General features: G+C 63.1%; 15 protein-coding genes and 1 tRNA gene (1 of these 16 cut by a window edge). 8 read left to right on the top strand and 8 right to left on the bottom strand.

The annotated features are described in order from the left end of the window. Together BGN91_RS04430 and chpT are read right to left on the bottom strand one after the other, a co-directional pair. Positions 1-2,315 carry the 5' portion of a hybrid sensor histidine kinase/response regulator gene (locus tag BGN91_RS04430; RefSeq protein WP_292610877.1) on the bottom strand. Its footprint begins 394 nt before the window's first position, so 2,315 of the gene's 2,709 nt are visible here — the first part of the coding sequence; its start codon is at positions 2,313-2,315; its stop codon lies off the left edge, out of view. A gap of 314 nt (positions 2,316-2,629) precedes the next feature. Further along, positions 2,630-3,277: a histidine phosphotransferase ChpT gene (chpT, locus tag BGN91_RS04425; RefSeq protein WP_292610875.1), complete on the bottom strand. Its 648-nt coding sequence runs from the start codon at positions 3,275-3,277 to the stop codon at positions 2,630-2,632. A gap of 168 nt (positions 3,278-3,445) precedes the next feature. Here chpT and BGN91_RS04420 point away from each other — a divergent pair, with 168 nt between their 5' ends. Further along, complete coding sequence (locus tag BGN91_RS04420) at positions 3,446-4,258, top strand: 3'(2'),5'-bisphosphate nucleotidase CysQ (RefSeq protein WP_292610873.1); 813 nt, start codon at positions 3,446-3,448, stop codon at positions 4,256-4,258. Positions 4,259-4,278: 20 nt separating this feature from the next. Here BGN91_RS04420 and BGN91_RS04415 read toward each other — a convergent pair whose 3' ends face one another. Continuing rightward, the gene (locus tag BGN91_RS04415) at positions 4,279-4,785 is read right to left on the bottom strand and encodes a YHS domain-containing (seleno)protein (RefSeq protein WP_292610872.1); all 507 of its coding nucleotides are present in this window, start codon (positions 4,783-4,785) and stop codon (positions 4,279-4,281) included. A 113-nt stretch (positions 4,786-4,898) separates the two neighbouring features. Between BGN91_RS04415 and BGN91_RS04410 the strand changes: the two genes are divergently transcribed. From BGN91_RS04410 to BGN91_RS04400, 3 genes are all read left to right on the top strand, one after another. Beyond that, entirely contained in the window at positions 4,899-5,531 is a 633-nt protein-coding gene (locus tag BGN91_RS04410; RefSeq protein WP_292610870.1) for a DUF1134 domain-containing protein, read from the top strand. Between the two features lie 143 nt (positions 5,532-5,674). Then, positions 5,675-6,940 (top strand): hypothetical protein, encoded by a 1,266-nt coding sequence (locus BGN91_RS04405; RefSeq protein ID WP_292610868.1) that lies wholly within the window; start codon positions 5,675-5,677, stop codon positions 6,938-6,940. 216 nt (positions 6,941-7,156) lie between these two features. Further along, positions 7,157-7,231 (top strand) — tRNA-Val (locus BGN91_RS04400). Positions 7,232-7,302: 71 nt separating this feature from the next. Here the strand turns inward: BGN91_RS04400 and BGN91_RS04395 are convergent. The 3 genes from BGN91_RS04395 to BGN91_RS04385 all read right to left on the bottom strand — a co-directional run bounded on the left by BGN91_RS04395 (position 7,303) and on the right by BGN91_RS04385 (position 9,984). Beyond that, the gene (locus tag BGN91_RS04395; protein ID WP_292610866.1) at positions 7,303-7,560 is read right to left on the bottom strand and encodes a hypothetical protein; all 258 of its coding nucleotides are present in this window, start codon (positions 7,558-7,560) and stop codon (positions 7,303-7,305) included. An 88-nt stretch (positions 7,561-7,648) separates the two neighbouring features. Continuing rightward, on the bottom strand, positions 7,649-8,320 hold the full coding sequence (locus tag BGN91_RS04390) for a metallophosphoesterase (protein ID WP_292610865.1): 672 nt from the start codon (positions 8,318-8,320) through the stop codon (positions 7,649-7,651). 116 nt (positions 8,321-8,436) lie between these two features. Continuing rightward, positions 8,437-9,984, bottom strand: coding sequence for an acetolactate synthase large subunit (locus BGN91_RS04385; RefSeq protein WP_292610863.1), 1,548 nt, complete (start codon positions 9,982-9,984; stop codon positions 8,437-8,439). Positions 9,985-10,203: 219 nt separating this feature from the next. Between BGN91_RS04385 and BGN91_RS04380 the strand changes: the two genes are divergently transcribed. Further along, entirely contained in the window at positions 10,204-10,767 is a 564-nt protein-coding gene (locus tag BGN91_RS04380; RefSeq protein WP_292610861.1) for a L,D-transpeptidase, read from the top strand. A gap of 259 nt (positions 10,768-11,026) precedes the next feature. Further along, entirely contained in the window at positions 11,027-11,764 is a 738-nt protein-coding gene (locus BGN91_RS04375) for a DUF2927 domain-containing protein (RefSeq protein ID WP_292610878.1), read from the top strand. A gap of 132 nt (positions 11,765-11,896) precedes the next feature. Here the strand turns inward: BGN91_RS04375 and BGN91_RS04370 are convergent, their stop codons facing one another. Both BGN91_RS04370 and BGN91_RS04365 read right to left on the bottom strand, forming a co-directional pair. After that, positions 11,897-13,072, bottom strand: coding sequence for an isovaleryl-CoA dehydrogenase (locus BGN91_RS04370; protein ID WP_292610859.1), 1,176 nt, complete (start codon positions 13,070-13,072; stop codon positions 11,897-11,899). Positions 13,073-13,187: 115 nt separating this feature from the next. Then, entirely contained in the window at positions 13,188-14,669 is a 1,482-nt protein-coding gene (locus BGN91_RS04365) for a PAS domain-containing methyl-accepting chemotaxis protein (protein ID WP_292610858.1), read from the bottom strand. Positions 14,670-14,859: 190 nt separating this feature from the next. On the opposite strand from BGN91_RS04365, the gene BGN91_RS04360 reads away from it, so the two are divergent. Together BGN91_RS04360 and BGN91_RS04355 are read left to right on the top strand one after the other, a co-directional pair. Next, complete coding sequence (locus BGN91_RS04360; protein ID WP_292610857.1) at positions 14,860-15,714, top strand: MaoC family dehydratase N-terminal domain-containing protein; 855 nt, start codon at positions 14,860-14,862, stop codon at positions 15,712-15,714. Between the two features lie 369 nt (positions 15,715-16,083). Then, positions 16,084-17,553: a YcjX family protein gene (locus tag BGN91_RS04355; RefSeq protein ID WP_292610856.1), complete on the top strand. Its 1,470-nt coding sequence runs from the start codon at positions 16,084-16,086 to the stop codon at positions 17,551-17,553. Positions 17,554-17,569: the final 16 nt, after the last annotated feature.

The raw sequence follows: 17,569 nt of genomic DNA, 5'->3' as shown, positions 1-17,569 counted from the left end.
GCACGCATCTCCTTGCGCTTGAACCAGTCGGAAAAGGCCATCGGCAGGAAATGACCGATATCGATCACATCCGTCGCCCTGCCCTTGATGACGGCGGAGCCGAGAATGCCCTGCTGATTGCTCGACACCTCGATGTTCAGCCGCTCCTCGACGATGTCGATGATCTCATCGACCACCAGTCCCGCCGCACGGCCCTCGTCAGCAAACACCAGGACGGCTTGCGACCCCTCTTTCCCGACCGAAACGCCCTCCATCTGCACCAGCGGCATGAGTTGATCGCGGTACTGCACCATATAGCGACCGTCGGAGATCTCGATCTTGTCGACACCGATCTCCTCCAGCCGCGTGACGAGCGCGAGCGGCACGGCCTTGGGCTGGTCCGATCCGGCGCGGAACACCAGCAGCGAGGTCATCTGCTCGGCGTCGCCGGCGCCCGCGCCGCGTTCGTCTGCGATTTCCTGCTGCGTCGCGACCGATGCACCGAGCGCGTGCGCAATGCCATTCGGGTCGATGATCATGATCACGGCACCGTCGCCGAGAATGGTGTTGCCCGAGAACATGCCGATATGCCGCAGCATGGTCGACATCGGCTTGACCACGATTTCCTCGGTATGGAATACGCCGTCCACGACGATGCCGAAGGTCTGGTTTCCGACCTGCGTGACCACGATGAAACCGTTCTCCGGGTCGCTGGACACGCCATCGTCGATCTTCAGAAGCTTCTTCAGGTGCATCAGCGGCAACAGCTTGTTGCGCAGCCGCAGGACCGGAGTTTCCTTGATACGTTCGATACGGTGCTCCGAATTGGCCCGCGCGCGCACCAGCTCGACCACCGAGAGCTGCGGTATCGCGTAACGCTCGCCCGCAGCCTCCACGATCAATGCCGATACGATCGCCAGCGTCAGCGGAATCTTGACTGTGATGCTCGAGCCCTCGCCGGCCACCGACTTGACGTCGATGGTGCCGCCGATCTGATCAATGTTGGAACGCACAACGTCCATGCCCACGCCGCGTCCGGAAACAGCGGTCACGGCGGCCGCGGTCGAGAATCCCGGCGCGAAGATGAACTTGTGGATCTGCGCCTCGGTCATCTTCTCGAGTTCGGCCTCGGTCGCGAGGCCGTTCTGAATCGCCTTGGCCTTGATGCGCTCGGTGTTGAGGCCGCGGCCATTGTCGGCGATGCAGATGATGATGTGGCCACCCTCATGATAGGCCAACAGGCGGATGGTGCCCTGTTCCGGCTTGCCTGCCTTGAGCCGTTCCGCCGGCGTTTCGAGGCCATGATCGGCGGAATTGCGCACCATGTGCGTCAGCGGATCCTTGATCAGATCGAGAACCTGACGGTCGAGCTCGGTGTCGGCGCCATGCATCTCGAGTTCGATCTGCTTGCCGAGCTCGCTCGACAGGTCGCGCACGATCCGCGGCAGCTTCTGCCAGGCATTGCCGATCGGCTGCATGCGCGTCTTCATGACGCCTTCCTGCAACTCGGCCGTGACGTTGGACAGCCGTTGCAACGGCACCTTGAATTCGTTGTCTTCGTGCCGGCGGCTGATCTCAAGCAACTGGTTGCGCGTCAATACGAGCTCGGACACCATCGTCATCAGATGCTCGAGCGTATCGACGTTGACGCGGATCGACTGGTGAGAGACCCGATCGCTTTCAGGAGTGTCTTCCGCTTTTTTCGGCGCCGCCTTGACGGCAGGCTTCGAAGCGGCCGACGCGGGCGCCCCGGACGCCGGTTGCGGAGCGGGCGCAGGCTGCGGAGCGGCAGGCGCGGCCGACTCGACCTCCGTTTCCCGGAACGCGCGCTCGAGATCATCAAGCGATACTTCGCCCGGACGAAGCTGACGTTCGAGAACTTGATAAGTAAGCGTCCCCGCCGTTTCGGCATCCAGCGCTTCGGCGGCAGGCTCGGGAGCGGAAGCGGCAGCTTCGGAAGCACCATGCTCCGCCATGTGATGGAGCAACTCGATCAGATCGGTATCCGATCCTTCCGGTTCGGCTTCGGTCGCCTCGAGCTGACCCAGGATATCCCTGATGCGATCGATGGTGGAGAGAATGAGCGTCACGGCCTCGCCGGTCACCGGCATGCCATCGCGAAACTTGCCCATCAGCGTTTCCGCCGCGTGGGCGAGCGCCTCCAGCCTCGGAAGACCCAGAAAGCCGCACGTGCCCTTGATGGTGTGGACCAGCCGAAAGATATTATCCAATATCTTCGCGTTGTTCGGATCCTGCTCGAAACTGACGAGCTGATTGTCGACGGTATCCAGACTCTCGTTGGTCTCGGTCAGGAATTCGCGGAGGAGATCATCCATTGCCTTCTGGCCCTCGAACTGCCGGGGCGACGTCGTCGCGCCTTTTCGCGGCCCGGCCAGTTTCAACCCAAAGCATTTAATATTGGTTGAGCAAGCGGAAAAGAATACGCCCGACGACCGGTACGGCGGACTCGTCGCGATACGCCTCCGAGCAACGTCATCGCATCCTTCAGGATTGTGGCCGATCCGAATACAAGGCGTTCGACCTTGATTTAGCAGCGAAAAGGAACGCACCCGGTAACCGGATTAAAACCCTGGCGCTGATCTCCGCGAACCCGGAAACCATTCATTCACCTTATCAGGCGACGCCGAACTCAACGGGCGCTCACAACCACTTTCTCGCTGTCGGCGACGGTCGAGACATGGATACCGCAGGCCTCAGCAAGCAGACGGGTGTAGTAGGGCTGAATCGCATGCGCATCGACGGCGCCGGTGGCACCGGACGAGAGAAGATCGACGACGTTCTGCGATACGCGAGCGTTCATGCCCGCCGCAGTGATCTGAAAGCCTATGGTCTCGCCTTCGCCCAGCGGATCGACGGTCAGCACGCCGCCACGCGGAATCATCTGCTGTGCGATCACCAACAAGTTGAGCAGCAGCTTCACCCTGTTCTTTGGCAAGAGAAGGCGCGGTAAATTCCAGGCGATCGTGATCTTGCCGTCCTCAAAATGGCCTTTCGCCATGGCCTGCGCATCGCCGAGATCGATCTGCGCGCCGGCCGACCCCGCGGCGCCGAATGCGAGACGGCAGAACTGCAGCCGTGCCGAGGCGGTTTTGGCGCTTTTGCGAATCAGATCGAGCGCGAATTCGCGATCGTCCGGCTTCGGATTGTCGTCCAGCACCTCCAGCCCGTTGACGATTGCGCCCACCGGACTAATGAGGTCATGACAGACGCGCGAACACAGCAGGGCTGCGAGTTCGAGCATATCGGGAACGGGACCGGGAGACGACGTGCCAGACATAATACCTGCTCCTGGGATCCGTTTCGGCAAATCCGCAGCAACCGGACTTGCGGCGCGCGGACCGGGCGAATCAAAGAATCTCCGTGGCTTGATACACTGCCGGAGCCTGTGCTGCCACCGCAAGGCGGTTGCCGCTGTTCCACCGCGCCGGGCAAGGATGCTTCGAACGTGCCGGTGATCGACGCCCAAACGGCTGCGGCGCTGATGAATCCGCTCACCGCATTGGTGGCGAAAGCGGGCGCTGCCGTCCTCTCGGTCAGCCGCGATCGCATGACGATCAGCGGCAAGGCCGACGGGTCTCCCGTGACCGAAGCCGATCTCGCCTCCGACCGGATCATCGCCGACGGACTCGCGCGGCTCTGCCCCGATATTCCGCTGCTCTCGGAAGAGCGCGTGCATCTTGCCGCGCCGCCTTATGCCGGCAGCCTCTTCGTGATCGATCCGCTCGACGGCACCAAGGAATTCATCGCCGGCCGAGACGAATTCACCGTCAATCTCGCGATCGTGACGGACGGCGTGCCGCTGTTGGGCATCATCGGCGCGCCCGCGCTCGGTTCGATCTGGCGAGGTCTCGTCGGCCAGGGCGCGCAGCGCCTCGCGGTCACGGCCAATGGCGACGTCGGCGCAGCCGAGCCGATCGCGACCCGACCATTTCCCGCCCATAGTGCATGGATCGCGGCGGTCAGCCGCTCCCACGGCGACAGCCGCTCGAACGCCTTCATCGACAGCCGGCCCGGCGCGGTGCGCAAGCCGCTCGGCTCCGCCGTCAAGTTCTGCCGGATCGCGGAGGGCGGAGCCGATATCTATCCCCGTCTCGCCCCGACCGGCGAATGGGACGTTGCAGCGGGCCATGCACTGGTCGTCGCCGCCGGCGGCAAGGTCACGAACGGGAGCGGCGCTCCGTTGCGTTTCGGCGAATCGCGCGAGGGATTTCTGGTGCCGGAGTTTATCGCCTGGGGCGATCCCACGACCGTTCCCTGACGCGGCCTGCCGGCCTGCACCTATTGCGCCAACGTTTCCTTCAGCACGGCCCAGCGACGCGTCGCGTCATGCAGATAGCGCGCCGGATCGGCCGCGAAAGCAGCGCGGGTGTCCTCATGGCCGAACAGGTAAAGCCGCTGGCCGACAATCAGCCAGAGCCGGGCAGTTCCGGCGAAAGTCACCCCCCGCGCAACGTCCACCGGATCATAACCGCCGAAACGCGGGCTATACACGTCCGGATTGGCGACAAAAAACGCTCTATTGTCGGGATTGCTGAAGCGCCAGACGGCGCCGCCCTGCGACACCTCGAAGGCGGGATCGCCCTGCACCGCCCGGGCGTCGGTAAAGAACGCGACGGGATCGAACCCGCCGATCGCCAGCCCCGTATAGCGGTCGGCCACGACCCGCTCGGAGGTCGCTGCTCTGGCCGCGAGGTCCAGCCTGGCGCAGGCCAACCCGCATCCCAGCAAGGCGATCGCGACTATTCCGAGGCGCAAGCCGTTTCCTTCCTGCCGCCGTGCCGTCATAGTTGGTGCGGATAACGTGCGAGTCGAGGGGACGATCGCCGCATTGTACTGACGGCCTGTCAGCATCGGGTTAAAGACGCGGCGACAAGTTTCGCTACCTTGGGGGTACTTCCATGACTTTGATTTCACGCCTTGCAGCGGTCGCGCTCGCTGCCGTGACGACGTTCTGGATCGTGCCGGCGCCCGCACAGCAGCAGTCCGCGCCGCCATACGAGGCGCCTCCGGGCCAGCAACTGCCGCCGCCGCAACGGCACGCCGGCCCCGGCAACTATTCCTCGGACGAATTGCTCAAATCCGGGACCCGGTTTTTCGGCAATGTCTCTCGAGGCCTCGCCTCGGTCATCGAGCGCGCCGTGAGCCAGTGGGGCCTGCCGAACGGTTACATCCTGGGCGAGGAAGGCTCAGGCGCCTTCGTCGCCGGTCTGCGCTATGGCGAGGGCACCCTCTACACCAAGAATGCCGGTGACCTGAAAGTCTATTGGCAGGGTCCGTCGGTCGGTTTCGACTGGGGCGGCGACGGCGCCCGTACCATGACGCTGGTCTATAACCTGCCGGCCACCAATGCGATCTATCAGCGATTCGCGGGCATCGACGGTTCCGCCTACATCGTCGGCGGCTTCGGCATGACGGCGCTGACCGCGAACAACATCGTGCTGGTACCGATCCGGTCCGGCCTCGGGCTCAGGCTTGGCGCCAATATCGGCTATCTGAAGTTCACGCCGAGGGCGACCTGGAACCCGTTCTGAGACCCTGACGGCTTCGTCCGCATTTCTCGCAGCTCCTCGGATTTCCTCCTGACCGGAATGCTCTGCGACGCGTGGCGCTGGTGTTTTGCCGGCCGCTCGTGGCATGGTAACCGAATCCTTATCCGGCTTGCGGAGCGTTGCCCATGGTCGAGCCGATCATGTACCTGGCGATCGGTTTTCTGGTTTCGATGCTGTGCGGACTGATGATCATGCCGCTCGTGCACAACCGCGCCGTCCGCCTCACCACCAAACGCCTCGAGGCGGCGACGCCGCTGTCGATGGCCGAAATCCAGGCCGATAAGGACCAGTTGCGAGCCGAATTCGCCATGTCAGCGCGACGTCTGGAAATGAGCGTCGAGCAGCTTAAGAGAAAGACCGCCAGCCAGTCCGCCGAACTCGGCAAAAAGGCCGACGCAATCAACCGCCTGAAGGTCGAGCTCGGCGAGAAGAACGCCGCGATATTCAGTCTCGAGGGCCACGAGCAGAAGGTCAAACAGCATTTGCAGTCCACCAAACAGGAGCTTGCCGCCAAGGCCGAAACCCTGCAGAGCGCGGAGCAGAAGCTCGCCCAAAGCCAGGCCGAACTCGACCGGGTTCGTCAGGAGCTGTCAGACCGCTCGCTGATGGCGGAAAGCCGGCAGGCCGAACTGTTCGTGGTGCGCGCGCAGGTCGAACGATTGCAGGGGCGGGTCAGCGAGGTCGAAAAAGAACTCGCCGACACGAAGACGCTGCTCGAACAGCAGCGCGGCGTAACCGCCTCCACCGTCCGGGAGCGTGACGACGCGCGCAAACATGTGGAAAATCTGAGCCGGCGCATCGTCACGATCGACAGCCAGCTCATCGACAAGACCAAGGAAGCGGAACGGCTCGGCGGCCGCGTCAGAGAACTCGAAAGCCAGCTTGCCGCACAGACCAAGACCCTCGCCGAGCGGGACAAGGAGAACGGCCCGTTACGCAAGGCCAATGCGGCCGCGCAACTCACCATCAACGAATTGCGTGAGGAGATCGCATCTCTGAACGGCGGCAAATCCCCGCTCATCGACGGACTGCGCAACGAAATGATCGCAGCCGAACGGGCGCTGCGCGCCGCCCACGACGAACGGGCCAAACTTCAACGCGACATCAACGTGATCCAGCGGCAGGCGGCGTCTTCGGGCACGGCAGAGCAGATGGAAAACGCCCTGTTGCGTGAGCGCATCAACGACATCGCCGCCGAGGTGTCCAGGCTGGCCATGACCATCGAGGGACCGGATTCACCGATCAAGGCCATTTTGGCGGCTGACGCAACGCCGGCCAAGACGGCGAAAGCGGTGAACGGCGCAGGCGGCAATGACGCGATTCCCTCAACCGTCTCTCTGGCCGACCGCATCCGTGCCTTGCAATCCCAGGCCTCCCGCAGCGGGCGTTAGGGCTATTCCGGCTTTGATGAAATCTAAGCCGGCTCTCGCTTTTTGATGCGTTTCTTGGCGCGAACCGGGAGCATCCGCTTCGTTGAATACGCTATCGCAGGATTAAACAACCGGCGCAGGCGCACGGTTCGCTTGACACCCCTGCCCCGCATTTCCTAAATCGCGGCTTCGGTCGTCGCTGGGCCGGCCGAAACTAGGTCCGGCGATTGACGATCAGGGCGCATAGCTCAGCGGGAGAGCGTTCCCTTCACACGGGAGAGGTCCAAGGTTCGATCCCTTGTGCGCCCACCATCTGGTCTTGCGACGCAGGCTGCCGCGCCGCACGCCATTACCACCCGACCGTTATAGTCCGACCCGATTTCTCACAGCAGATGCGTGCGCGCGAACAGGGCCCGCAACGCGTCGGTGGCCTTGCGGCTGAGCATCGCGTCGCCGGCGGCGGCCTCGAGCGCGGCGCGCGCCTCCTCGTGCAGGGCGCGAAACTCGCCCCATTCGGCAGTGCTGAGGCGCGTGATGAAATCATAGGCCTGGCCCACAGTGGCGATGGCGACGGACTCGCCGTTCACCTTGATGCGGAACGTCGCCTGCAGTTTCGTGACCGAGTCCGAGACCTTGTCCATGTCACACGAAAGACCTGCGTTGCGTACCGCCGTCAAGACAAAACGATCAGGGCATCCCACGAAAGAAGCCGGTCGCAGTTCCGGGTCTCTATGGCTCCTGCGCCGGAAGCTGAATCACGAGGAAATCGACGGGACCGCCGGGCAAGGCATCGTCAAACACGCCGGTCACCAGACGACCGGTTCGCCATGCCCTCGTATCCAGATTGGTGCGGCCTTCGTACAACTCCGGCCCCTGAGCAAACGAGTTGTGTCCGTGCACGACGTGGCGGCCCTCGAAGCCCGCCGAATCACCTTTGGGATAGCGTTTCCAGAGCAGCGTGGACTCAGGCTGCGCCTCGCGGGCAACACCGGGATCGAGCCCGGCGTGAACATAGACGCGATGGGCATCGACATACATGAGCGGCAGCGCCTCCAGCCAGGCGATGTCCACCTCCGGAATGATGAAAGGATCGCCGCCGTAGGATTCCAGAACCGCGTCGCCGCCGTGCTCCAGCCACCGCGTCATTTGTGCGGGATCGCGCCAGGCGGCGATCATCATCACATCATGATTGCCCTTGAGCGGAACGAAGGTCCAGCCGTCCGGCATTCCGCGCCGCAGTCGTGCGATGACCTTGCTGCTGTCCGGTCCCTTATCGACATAATCGCCGAGCATCACCAGCGTGCCGCCGTTGCCGGCGGCGTGCGCATGAACCTGGTGCAACGCCTCGCCCAGCAGATCGAAGCGGCCATGGATATCGGGGATGACGTAGGTCAGACTCATCGGGGCTCTCGCGCGCAACGCGCATCCCTTCCGCACTCAGGGATGCATCAGTCGATCTTTACCAGAACCGTAGAGCGCCGCTTCTGATTCCATCAGAAGTGAAAGGCCCCAGGCCGTCACATCTGCACCTCGATCAGGCGCGGCCCCTTCTCCGCCGTCGCTTCCGCCATCGCCTTGTTGAAATCGTCCGCCGTGGTCACGGCCCGGCCCGGCACGCCCATGCCCCTCGCAAGCGACACCCAGTCGAGGCTTGGGCGATCGAGGCTCAGCATATCCCTTGCCCGATCGCCGGGTTCTCCGGCGCCCACGCCGTCGAACTCGCCGCGCAGGATCTGGTACATGCGATTGGAGAAAACGACGGTGACGACGTCGAGGCCCTCGCGCGCCTGCGTCCACAGCGATTGCAAGGTGTACATCGCGCTGCCATCGCCCACCAGGCAGATCACCTTGCGATCGGGACAGGCCACCGCCGCGCCGGTCGCCACCGGCGTCGAAAAGCCGATCGAGCCGCCCATGTTCTGCAGCCAGTCATGGGGCGCGGCGTCGGCGGTCGGCGGAAAGAATCCGCGTCCCGTCGTGATCGACTCATCGACCACGATGGCGTTGTCCGGAATTGCCAGCGCGATCGCCTGTGCGATGGAGGCGTGATCGAGTTTTCCGGTGGGCGCGACGAGTTCAACCGGCTTTTGCGGCTTCATATCCGCTCGACGCGCACCTGTGGCGTCCGCCAGCGCTTCCAGCGCGGCCACCGAATTGTCGCCTCGCGCCGTCATGCGATGCACCGAGCAGCCCTCGGGCTTCAAGAGGCTCGGCTTCTCCGGATAGGCGAAGAACGCGACAGGGTTGTCGGCTTCGACCAATATGATGGTCTTGAAGGGCTGCAGAACGCGCAGAGCCTGCTCGACCACATAGGGAATGCGGTCGATGGAAAAGCGGCCGCGCCCGCGCGCCATGCGCGCGTTATAGGTCGGCGCCATCACCTTGCAGCCGGTCCTGCCTGCGAGCATGCCGGCCAGCGCCAGTCCCTGCTCGCCCAGCGCGCTGCCTGTGAGCAGCATCAGAGTCTCTCGGCCGTTGCTATGCAGGATCCTCGCCGCGGCATCGACCGCGGGCTGCGAATAACCTGGGCGCTGCGAGTTCTCGGGCACCGCGGCGATACTGTCGGCCTCGTTCCACGCGGTATCGGCGGGCAGGATCAGCGTCGCGATCTGCGGCGGTGAACTTTTCGCAGCCGCGATCGCCGCCGCGCCGTCGCGGGCGACCGATTTCGAATCCGGCGAGGTGCGGACCCAACCCGACATCGGCCGCGCCAGCCCCTCGATATCCGATGTCAGCGGCGCATTGTATCCGATGTGGTCAACCGCGTGCTGGCCGACAATGTTGACGATGCCGGAACCGGCCTTCCCGGCGTTGTGAAGGTTGGCGAGGCCATTGGCGAGACCCGGACCGAGATGAAGCAGGGTGCAGGCCGGCGCGCCCCTCATGCGGAAATAGCCGTCGGCGGCGCCGGTGACCACGCCTTCGAACAGGCCGAGCACGCAGCGCATGCCATCCACCCGGTCCAGCGCCGCGACAAAATGCATCTCGGACGTGCCCGGATTGGCGAAGCAGACGTCTACGCCGCCCCTGACCAGCGTCCGCACCAGGCTTTCAGCACCGTTCATTCTCGCGCTCCGCTCCTGTCTCGAACGAAGCCGAGATCAACATCGTTCCAGCCGTGCGTCAAAGGCTCGCGAGGCGCGGCGTGTCAAATCTGCTCCATGGGATGTTGATACCTTTTCGCAACGTTTGCGCGGGAAGAATCATCCTCACGCGACTGCGCCTTGCGAAACCGGACGAATTGTGCCCTGTCTCGCAATGAGATCGATCGATGCGAGGATACAATGACGCGCGTTTTGGCTCTTTTGATTGCCGTTTTCCTTACCTTCAATGCGAGGTCAGCTTTCGCGCAATACGTCGATACGCGCGACTTCATGGGTTTCAGTCCCAATTTTACCTCCGCGAATCCGATCCCTCGCGAGGTTGTCTATTTCCACAGCCGGTATGCGCCGGGCACCATCGTCATCAGCACCAGCGAGCGGCGGCTCTATCTCGTTCTCCCCAACGGCCAGGCGCTGAGATACGGCATCGGCGTCGGCCGCGACGGTTTCCGCTGGGGCGGCGTCCACCGCATCAGCGCCAAGAAGGAATGGCCGAGCTGGACGCCACCCGCGCAGATGCTGCGCAGGCGGCCCGATCTGCCGCGTTTCATGAAAGGCGGCATCGACAACCCGCTCGGCGCACGCGCGATGTATCTCGGCTCGACGCTCTATCGCATCCACGGCTCCAACGAACCGGAGACGATCGGTCAGGCCGTGTCGTCCGGCTGCTTCCGCATGACGAACGAGGACGTGAAGGATCTTTATGACCGCGTATCGGTCGGCACGACGGTCGTCGTCAATAACTAGCGGCGTGGACTTGCCCGCATCACGCCTGAAATACTGAAACAGATGAATCGATCGCGTTCATGATCCTGTACCGATTCGATCCGGAAGCGTCGTAATTCCGGCGAGGCGCACGGGAACCTCAGGCGACGTGCGCGCGGGAATGACCTTCGCGCCCCTCGCGCGGGTTGATTGAGGGAGGCTGGCCGCGGTGCATATCGCTTCGCTCAGGCATGTTGCCGCCGCCTTGATCGGAGCAGCCGTCTGCGTCGCGCCTGCCCCCTTGCGACCCGCTTTCGCCGAGTTTGCAGGAGCCGCTGCTCGTCAGAACGCCGAGAGGCGCGTTTTCACCGATCACGAGATCCTCGACGGATTCTTCAAAATCGCCTTCGGCGCTGAATACCACCTCGCCGGCCGGGTCGACCGCATCCGCAAATATGATTGGCCGGTGCGCGTATCCGTGGAGGGCGTCAATCGTGCCGACCGGAAGGCGCAACTGGCGAAAGTCGTCGCCGACATCGCAAGGCGCGTTCGGCATCTGGACATTGCCATGGCGGATAGCGCCGATGCCGCCAACGTCACCGTCCGGCTCGTCCGCGATCGCAACCTCGATCGCACGATCGCCGGGCTCTACGGCGCCAGGCGCGCTCGCGAAATCCACACCTCGCTCGACCCTCAATGCCTGTCCGGTTTCCGCAAGAACGAGGCATTCGAGATCGAGCATTCCGACGTGATCCTGACCGTGGACAACGGCGACTTCGTTTTCCTCGACTGCGCCTACGAGGAGCTGCTGCAGTCGCTCGGCCCGATCAACGACACCAATTCCGTGCCATGGACCATGTTCAACGACGACGTCCAGATGGGTTTCTTCGACATCTACGACCAGTACATCCTCAACATCCTCTATGATCCGCGCATCAAGGCTGGCATGACCGTGCAGGAGACCAAGGCGGTGCTGCCGCAGGTCATGATCGACGTGCGGGCATGGGTTGCAAAGGTCAACAACCTGCCGCTGGAGTGATCGGCTTTTCATCGCGAACCCCCGTCATTCCGGACGCCGCTTTAGTGGCGATCCGGAATCCAGCAACACAACATTTACCTCGGTGCTGGATTCCGGGTTTGCGACTGCGTCGCACCCCGGAATGACGAATAGCTACGCGCTCTTCTCAAACAACTCGCGGCCGATCAGCATGCGGCGGATTTCACTGGTGCCGGCGCCGATTTCATAGAGCTTGGCGTCGCGCAACAGGCGTCCAGTGGGATAGTCGTTGATATACCCGTTCCCGCCGAGCAACTGGATCGCGTCCAGCGCGCACTGCGTTGCCTTCTCCGCCGCGTAGAGGATCGCCCCCGCCGCGTCCTCGCGCGTGGTCTCGCCGCGATCGCAGGCCTTCGCCACCGCATAGACGTAGGCGCGGCACGCATTCATGGTGACGTACATGTCGGCGACCTTGCCCTGCACGAACTGGAAACCGCCAATCGGCTGACCGAACTGTTTGCGCTCATGCACGTAGGGCATCACCACGTCCATGCAGGCTTGCATGATGCCGAGCGGTCCGGCGGCGAGCACGGCGCGCTCGTAATCGAGGCCGGACATCAGCACGCCGATGCCGCCGTCGATCCTGCCGAGCACGTTCTCCTCGGGAACCTCGCAGTCCTCGAACACCAGTTCGCAGGTGTCGGAGCCGCGCATGCCCAGTTTGTCGAGCTTCTGCGCAGTCGAAAATCCCTTGAAGCCCTTCTCAACGATGAAGGCGGTGATGCCGCGCGCGCCCGCCGCAGCGTCCGTCTTGGCGTACACTACCAGCGTTTCCGCGACAGGCCCGTTGGTGATCCACATCTTGCTGCCGTTGAGAATGTAGCGGTCGCCCTTCCTGTCCGCGCGGGTCTTCATCGACACCACGTCCGAACCGGCGCCGGTCTCGGACATTGCCAGCGCCCCGACATTCTCGCCGGACATCAGCTTCGGCAGGTATTTGCGCTTCTGCGCCTCGCTGCCGTTGCGGCGCAATTGATTGATGCAAAGATTGGAATGCGCGCCATAGGACAATCCGACCGAAGCCGAGCCGCGCGAGATTTCCTCCATGACGACGCAATGCTCGAGATAGCCGAGACCGGCGCCGCCCCAGTCCTCTTCAACCGTGATGCCGTGCAGCCCGAGCGCGCCCAGTTTGGGCCAGAGGTCGCGCGGGAACTGGTTGGTCCTGTCGATCTCGGCGGCGCGCGGCGCGATCTCGTTGATAGAAAAATCGCGAACCGTCTCGCGGATCGCGTCCGCAGTTTCGCCGAGGTCGAAGTTGAAGTCGCCGGGGATATTGGAACCAGTCACGGAGGTTCTCCCTCACGCGCGACCAAAGACCGGTCGCGCTTTTTTCGGGAGCAACCATGCCATGGCGATTGCATCGAGAGAAGGGTGCGACGGCGCTCGTCTCTCGATGCCGCCGCTACGCCAGCGCGCGCGATGCGTCCTTGACCTTGCGGGTCGCCACGTCCACGGACTGCGTGACATGAGCGATCTCGCTCATGTTCGAGGTGATGTCCGCAACTCCCTTGGCCGCGACCTGCATGTTGGACGAGATGCTCTGCGTCACGGACGCCTGTTCCTCCACCGACGCGGCGATGGCCGCCGATATTTCATTGATGCGTGAAATCGTCTGGGTAATGGCCTCGATGACCGCGACCGCCCCGCCGGTGGTATTCTGAACTTCGGCCACCTGGCCGCTGATCTCATCGGTGGCCTTGGCGGTTTGCGAGGCCAGACTCTTGACTTCCGAGGCGACCACCGCGAAACCCCGACCGGCTTCGCCCGCGCGCGCCGCTTCGATGGTGGCATTGAGCGCCAGCAGATTGGTCTGCTCCGCAATGCTATTGATGAGCTGGACAACGTCGCCGATTTTCTGCGCCGCTGTGGAAAGACCGGAAACGATGGAACTGGTCTCGTTGGCCTGCGTCACGGCCTGCTGGGAAATCGCCAGCGCGTCCGCCGCCTGGCGGCTGATCTCGCCGACCGATGCCGCGAGTTCTTCCGCGCCGGCCGCGACGGCCTGCATGTTGGAGGAGGCCTGGGTGGACGCATCGGCCGCCGAGGTCACGCGCTGCGAGGTCGCTGCAACGGACTCGGTGATCTGGCCGAGATCCGTGTCGATGGATTTCTGCAAATCCAGGCGGCGCATGCGATCTTCGACCTGTGCCGTTACGTCCGTGGCGAACTTGACCACCTTCATCAGCACGCCCTCCGCATCATGGATGGGGTTGTAGGACGCCTGAATCCAGACCGTCCCACCACCTTTGCCAATCCGCTTGTACTCGGCAGCCTGATATTCGCCGCGCCGGAGCGAGTCCCAAAATGCCTTGTAGGCCGCGCCGTCGCGTTCGGCCGGTTCGACGAAAATCCGATGATGCTGCCCCTGGATCTCGTCGAGCCGATAACCAAGAGTGTTCAGGAAGTTCTCGTTCGCGGTGATGATGGTGCCGTCGAGATTGAATTCGATCACCGCCTGCGCTTTGTGAATCGCCTTGAGCTGGCCTTCACAATCGGCGGTTCGCAGTTTGCGCTGGGTGATATCGGTGGCGAACTTGACGACCTTGAATGGTTTGCCGCTACGATCCAGCAGCGGGTTATAGGAAGCCTGGATCCAGATCGGCCGCCCGCCCTTGGCGACGCGCTTAAACTCCCGGGACTGATATTCACCGCGACGCAGCGCAGCCCAGAATTCACGATATTCGTGGCTGTCGCGGCGTTCCGGCTCGACAAACATGCTGTGATGCTTGCCGCGGATTTCCTCGAGCGCGTATCCCATGGCGGTGAGAAAGTTTGCATTCGCGGTGATGATCGTCCCATCGAGATGGAACTCGATCACCGCCTGAGACCTGTTCAGCGCGTCAAGTTGAGCCTTTGCGTCGCGGGATGCCCTCGAAAACCTCATATGATCGCCCCCCAGTGTCGAGCGATGACATATACAATTAGTAGTTAAACATCATTTACTGAAATCTTAAGTTGTAAAATTTTTTCCGCGATGCGCCGTGGCGCGTCGGGTGTGGTAAATTTATGCCCCTGCCGCGACGGGTCGTACCGCCGCAGCGGCCAGAGGCGGCTGCATCGGCGAAGACGGTAAAATGACCCAAAAGCTCGATCTCGATTATTTGCGGCAGTGGATCGGCCGCTCCGAGGAAAAGACCGACGAGGTCACGGCGCATCTGGTGGCCGGATTGCGCTCGGTGTTATTCCTCGACATCGGCGCGCCCAGGGAAGGCGACGCTGCGCCCTTCGCGATGCACTGGTGTCTGTCGCCGCCGGTGGTGCCGATGTCCGATGTCGGGCCCGACGGCCATCCGAAGCGCGGCGGCTTCCTGCCGCCGGTCCCGCTGCCACGCAGGATGTGGGCAGGCGGCGAAATCAATTTCATCGAACCAATGCGTGTCGGGGATACGGTGACGCGAACCTCGACGATCAACGACGTGACGGTGAAGACCGGCAGCACCGGAACGCTGTGCTTCGTGGCGATCGATCACTCATTTGCGACGCAGCATGGTTTGGCGGTCCGCGAACGCCAGGACATCGTCTATCGGAACATGCCGAAAGAAGCCAAGAACGCCGCGCCGACAATGCCCGCGCCGGCACCGACGCCGCAAAATCGCGAAACCCATGTCGCCGATCCGGTGCTGCTGTTTCGTTACTCGGCGCTGACCTTCAACAGCCATCGCATCCACTACGATCGCGACTACGCCACCCGGATCGAAGGTTATTCCGGCCTGATCGTGCACGGTCCGCTGCAGGCCTCGCTGCTGATCGAATTCGGCGCGAAGCTGCACGGCGGCAAAGCGCCGAAGATCTTCACCTATCGCGGCCTGCAGCCGCTGTTCGACGGCAGCGAGTTCAGCGTCAACGCCAGCGCGGCCGGCGACAGCATGGAGCTTTGGACTGCGAATGCAGCCGGCATGCCCACCATGAAGGGCACTGCAACATGGTGAGAATGCTTCGTTCCGCGCTCACTTGGCGCGATGTCGAACCTTTTCCGTGCGGGGACGTGGGTGAATAGAGACGTTAGCCATACCGGTGAACAAATCTTCACTTGTGCATTCGCTAACGTGGCTTGATTCAGCGTTTCGATCAGCCTTGGCGACGCCGCCAGCTCCGATGCCGGGGCACATTTTCGGTGTCTTGCGCCTGCGGAAAGGCGCTACAATGCGGCCAGTCCACCGTCAACGAAATCTGAACACAAATGATGTACGGCTCGTCTCAGCACCGAAACTTGATTTTCGACCGGCAATCGCCACTTTCCGGTTGCGCAGGCGCAATTTGCACGCCAATCCATACCCCGGGATCGACATTGCATCGATATGGCCTCCAGCTTTTCCGATATCGTTGAAGAAGCGCGTCTGTCGGCGCGCGCGCTGCTGGATTACGGCGAAAACTTCTTCAACCCGACGGTCAGGCTCGGCGTAACGGGGCTGTCGCGCGCCGGCAAAACGGTGTTCATCACTGCGCTGGTGCATGGCCTGTCGCGTGGCGGCCGGTTTCCGGTTTTTGAATCGCTCGCCAGCGGCCGCATCGCACGCGCGCAGCTTGCTCCGCAGCCGGACGATGCGGTGCCCCGCTTCAACTACGAGCATCACGTCCACACGCTGGTCTCGGAACGGCGTTGGCCGAACTCGACGGTCGATATCAGCGAGTTGCGGCTCGTGATCGGCTATCAGCGGCAAAACGGCTCGGACCAGACGCTGACGCTGGATATCGTCGACTATCCCGGCGAATGGCTGCTCGATCTGCCGCTGCTCGACAAAAGCTACGAACAATGGTCGGCGGAAAGCCTGGCGCTGTCGCGGCAACAGCCCCGCGCGCGGCTTGCGGAGGAATGGCACGAGCATCTTGCAACGCTCCGGCCCTCGGCCCGCGAGGACGAGCAGGCGACGCTCGTCGCCGCGCGGCTGTTCACCGATTATCTCCGGGCCTGCCGGGACGAGCGTTTCGCCATGAGCCTGCTGCCGCCCGGCCGTTTCCTGATGCCGGGCAACCTCGCAGGCTCGCCCGCGCTCACCTTCGCGCCGCTCGATCTGCCCGCCGGCGGCATCGCTCCCGATGGATCGCTATGGACGATGATGCGGCGACGATACGAAGCCTACAAGGATCTCGTGGTCCGGCCGTTTTTCCGCGACCATTTTTCGCGGCTCGACCGCCAGGTGGTGCTGGTCGATACGCTTTCCGCCTTCAATGCCGGGCCGGAAGCATTGTACGATCTCGAAGCAGCGCTCGCCGGAATTCTGGATTGCTACCGCGTCGGCCGCTCGACGCTGTTGAGCACGCTGTTCCGGCCGCGGATCGACCGCATCCTGTTCGCCGCCACCAAGGCCGATCATCTGCACCACACCAGCCATGACCGGCTCGAGGCGATCCTGCGTCGCATCGTCGAACGCGCCGCCGCACGCGCCGAAGTCGCCGGCGCCGCCATCGACGTTGTCGCGCTCGCGGCCGTCCGCTCCACCCGCGAGGCGCAGGTGCGGTGCGGTCGCGAAGAGCTGCCGTCCATTCTCGGCACGCCTTTGGCCGGCGAATTCGCCAATGATCAGACCTTCGACGGCAACACCGAGGTCGCGACATTTCCGGGCGACCTGCCCACCGATCTCAAGGATCTTTTCAGCGGCAACGGCGCATTCCGCGGACTGTCCACGTCGGCGATGGACCAGACTGATTTCCGTTTTCTGCGGTTTCGCCCGCCACGCCTCCAGGGTAACGGAACGGGCGATCCGGCCCTGCCCCATATCCGCCTCGACCGGGCGCTTCAGTTTCTGATCGGAGACCGACTGCAATGAGTGAGCGTTCCGGCCT

This window comes from Nitrobacter sp. 62-13 (assembly GCF_001896955.1).
Taxonomy (GTDB): domain Bacteria; phylum Pseudomonadota; class Alphaproteobacteria; order Rhizobiales; family Xanthobacteraceae; genus Nitrobacter.
This window is presented reverse-complemented; position numbering and strand designations above follow the sequence as displayed.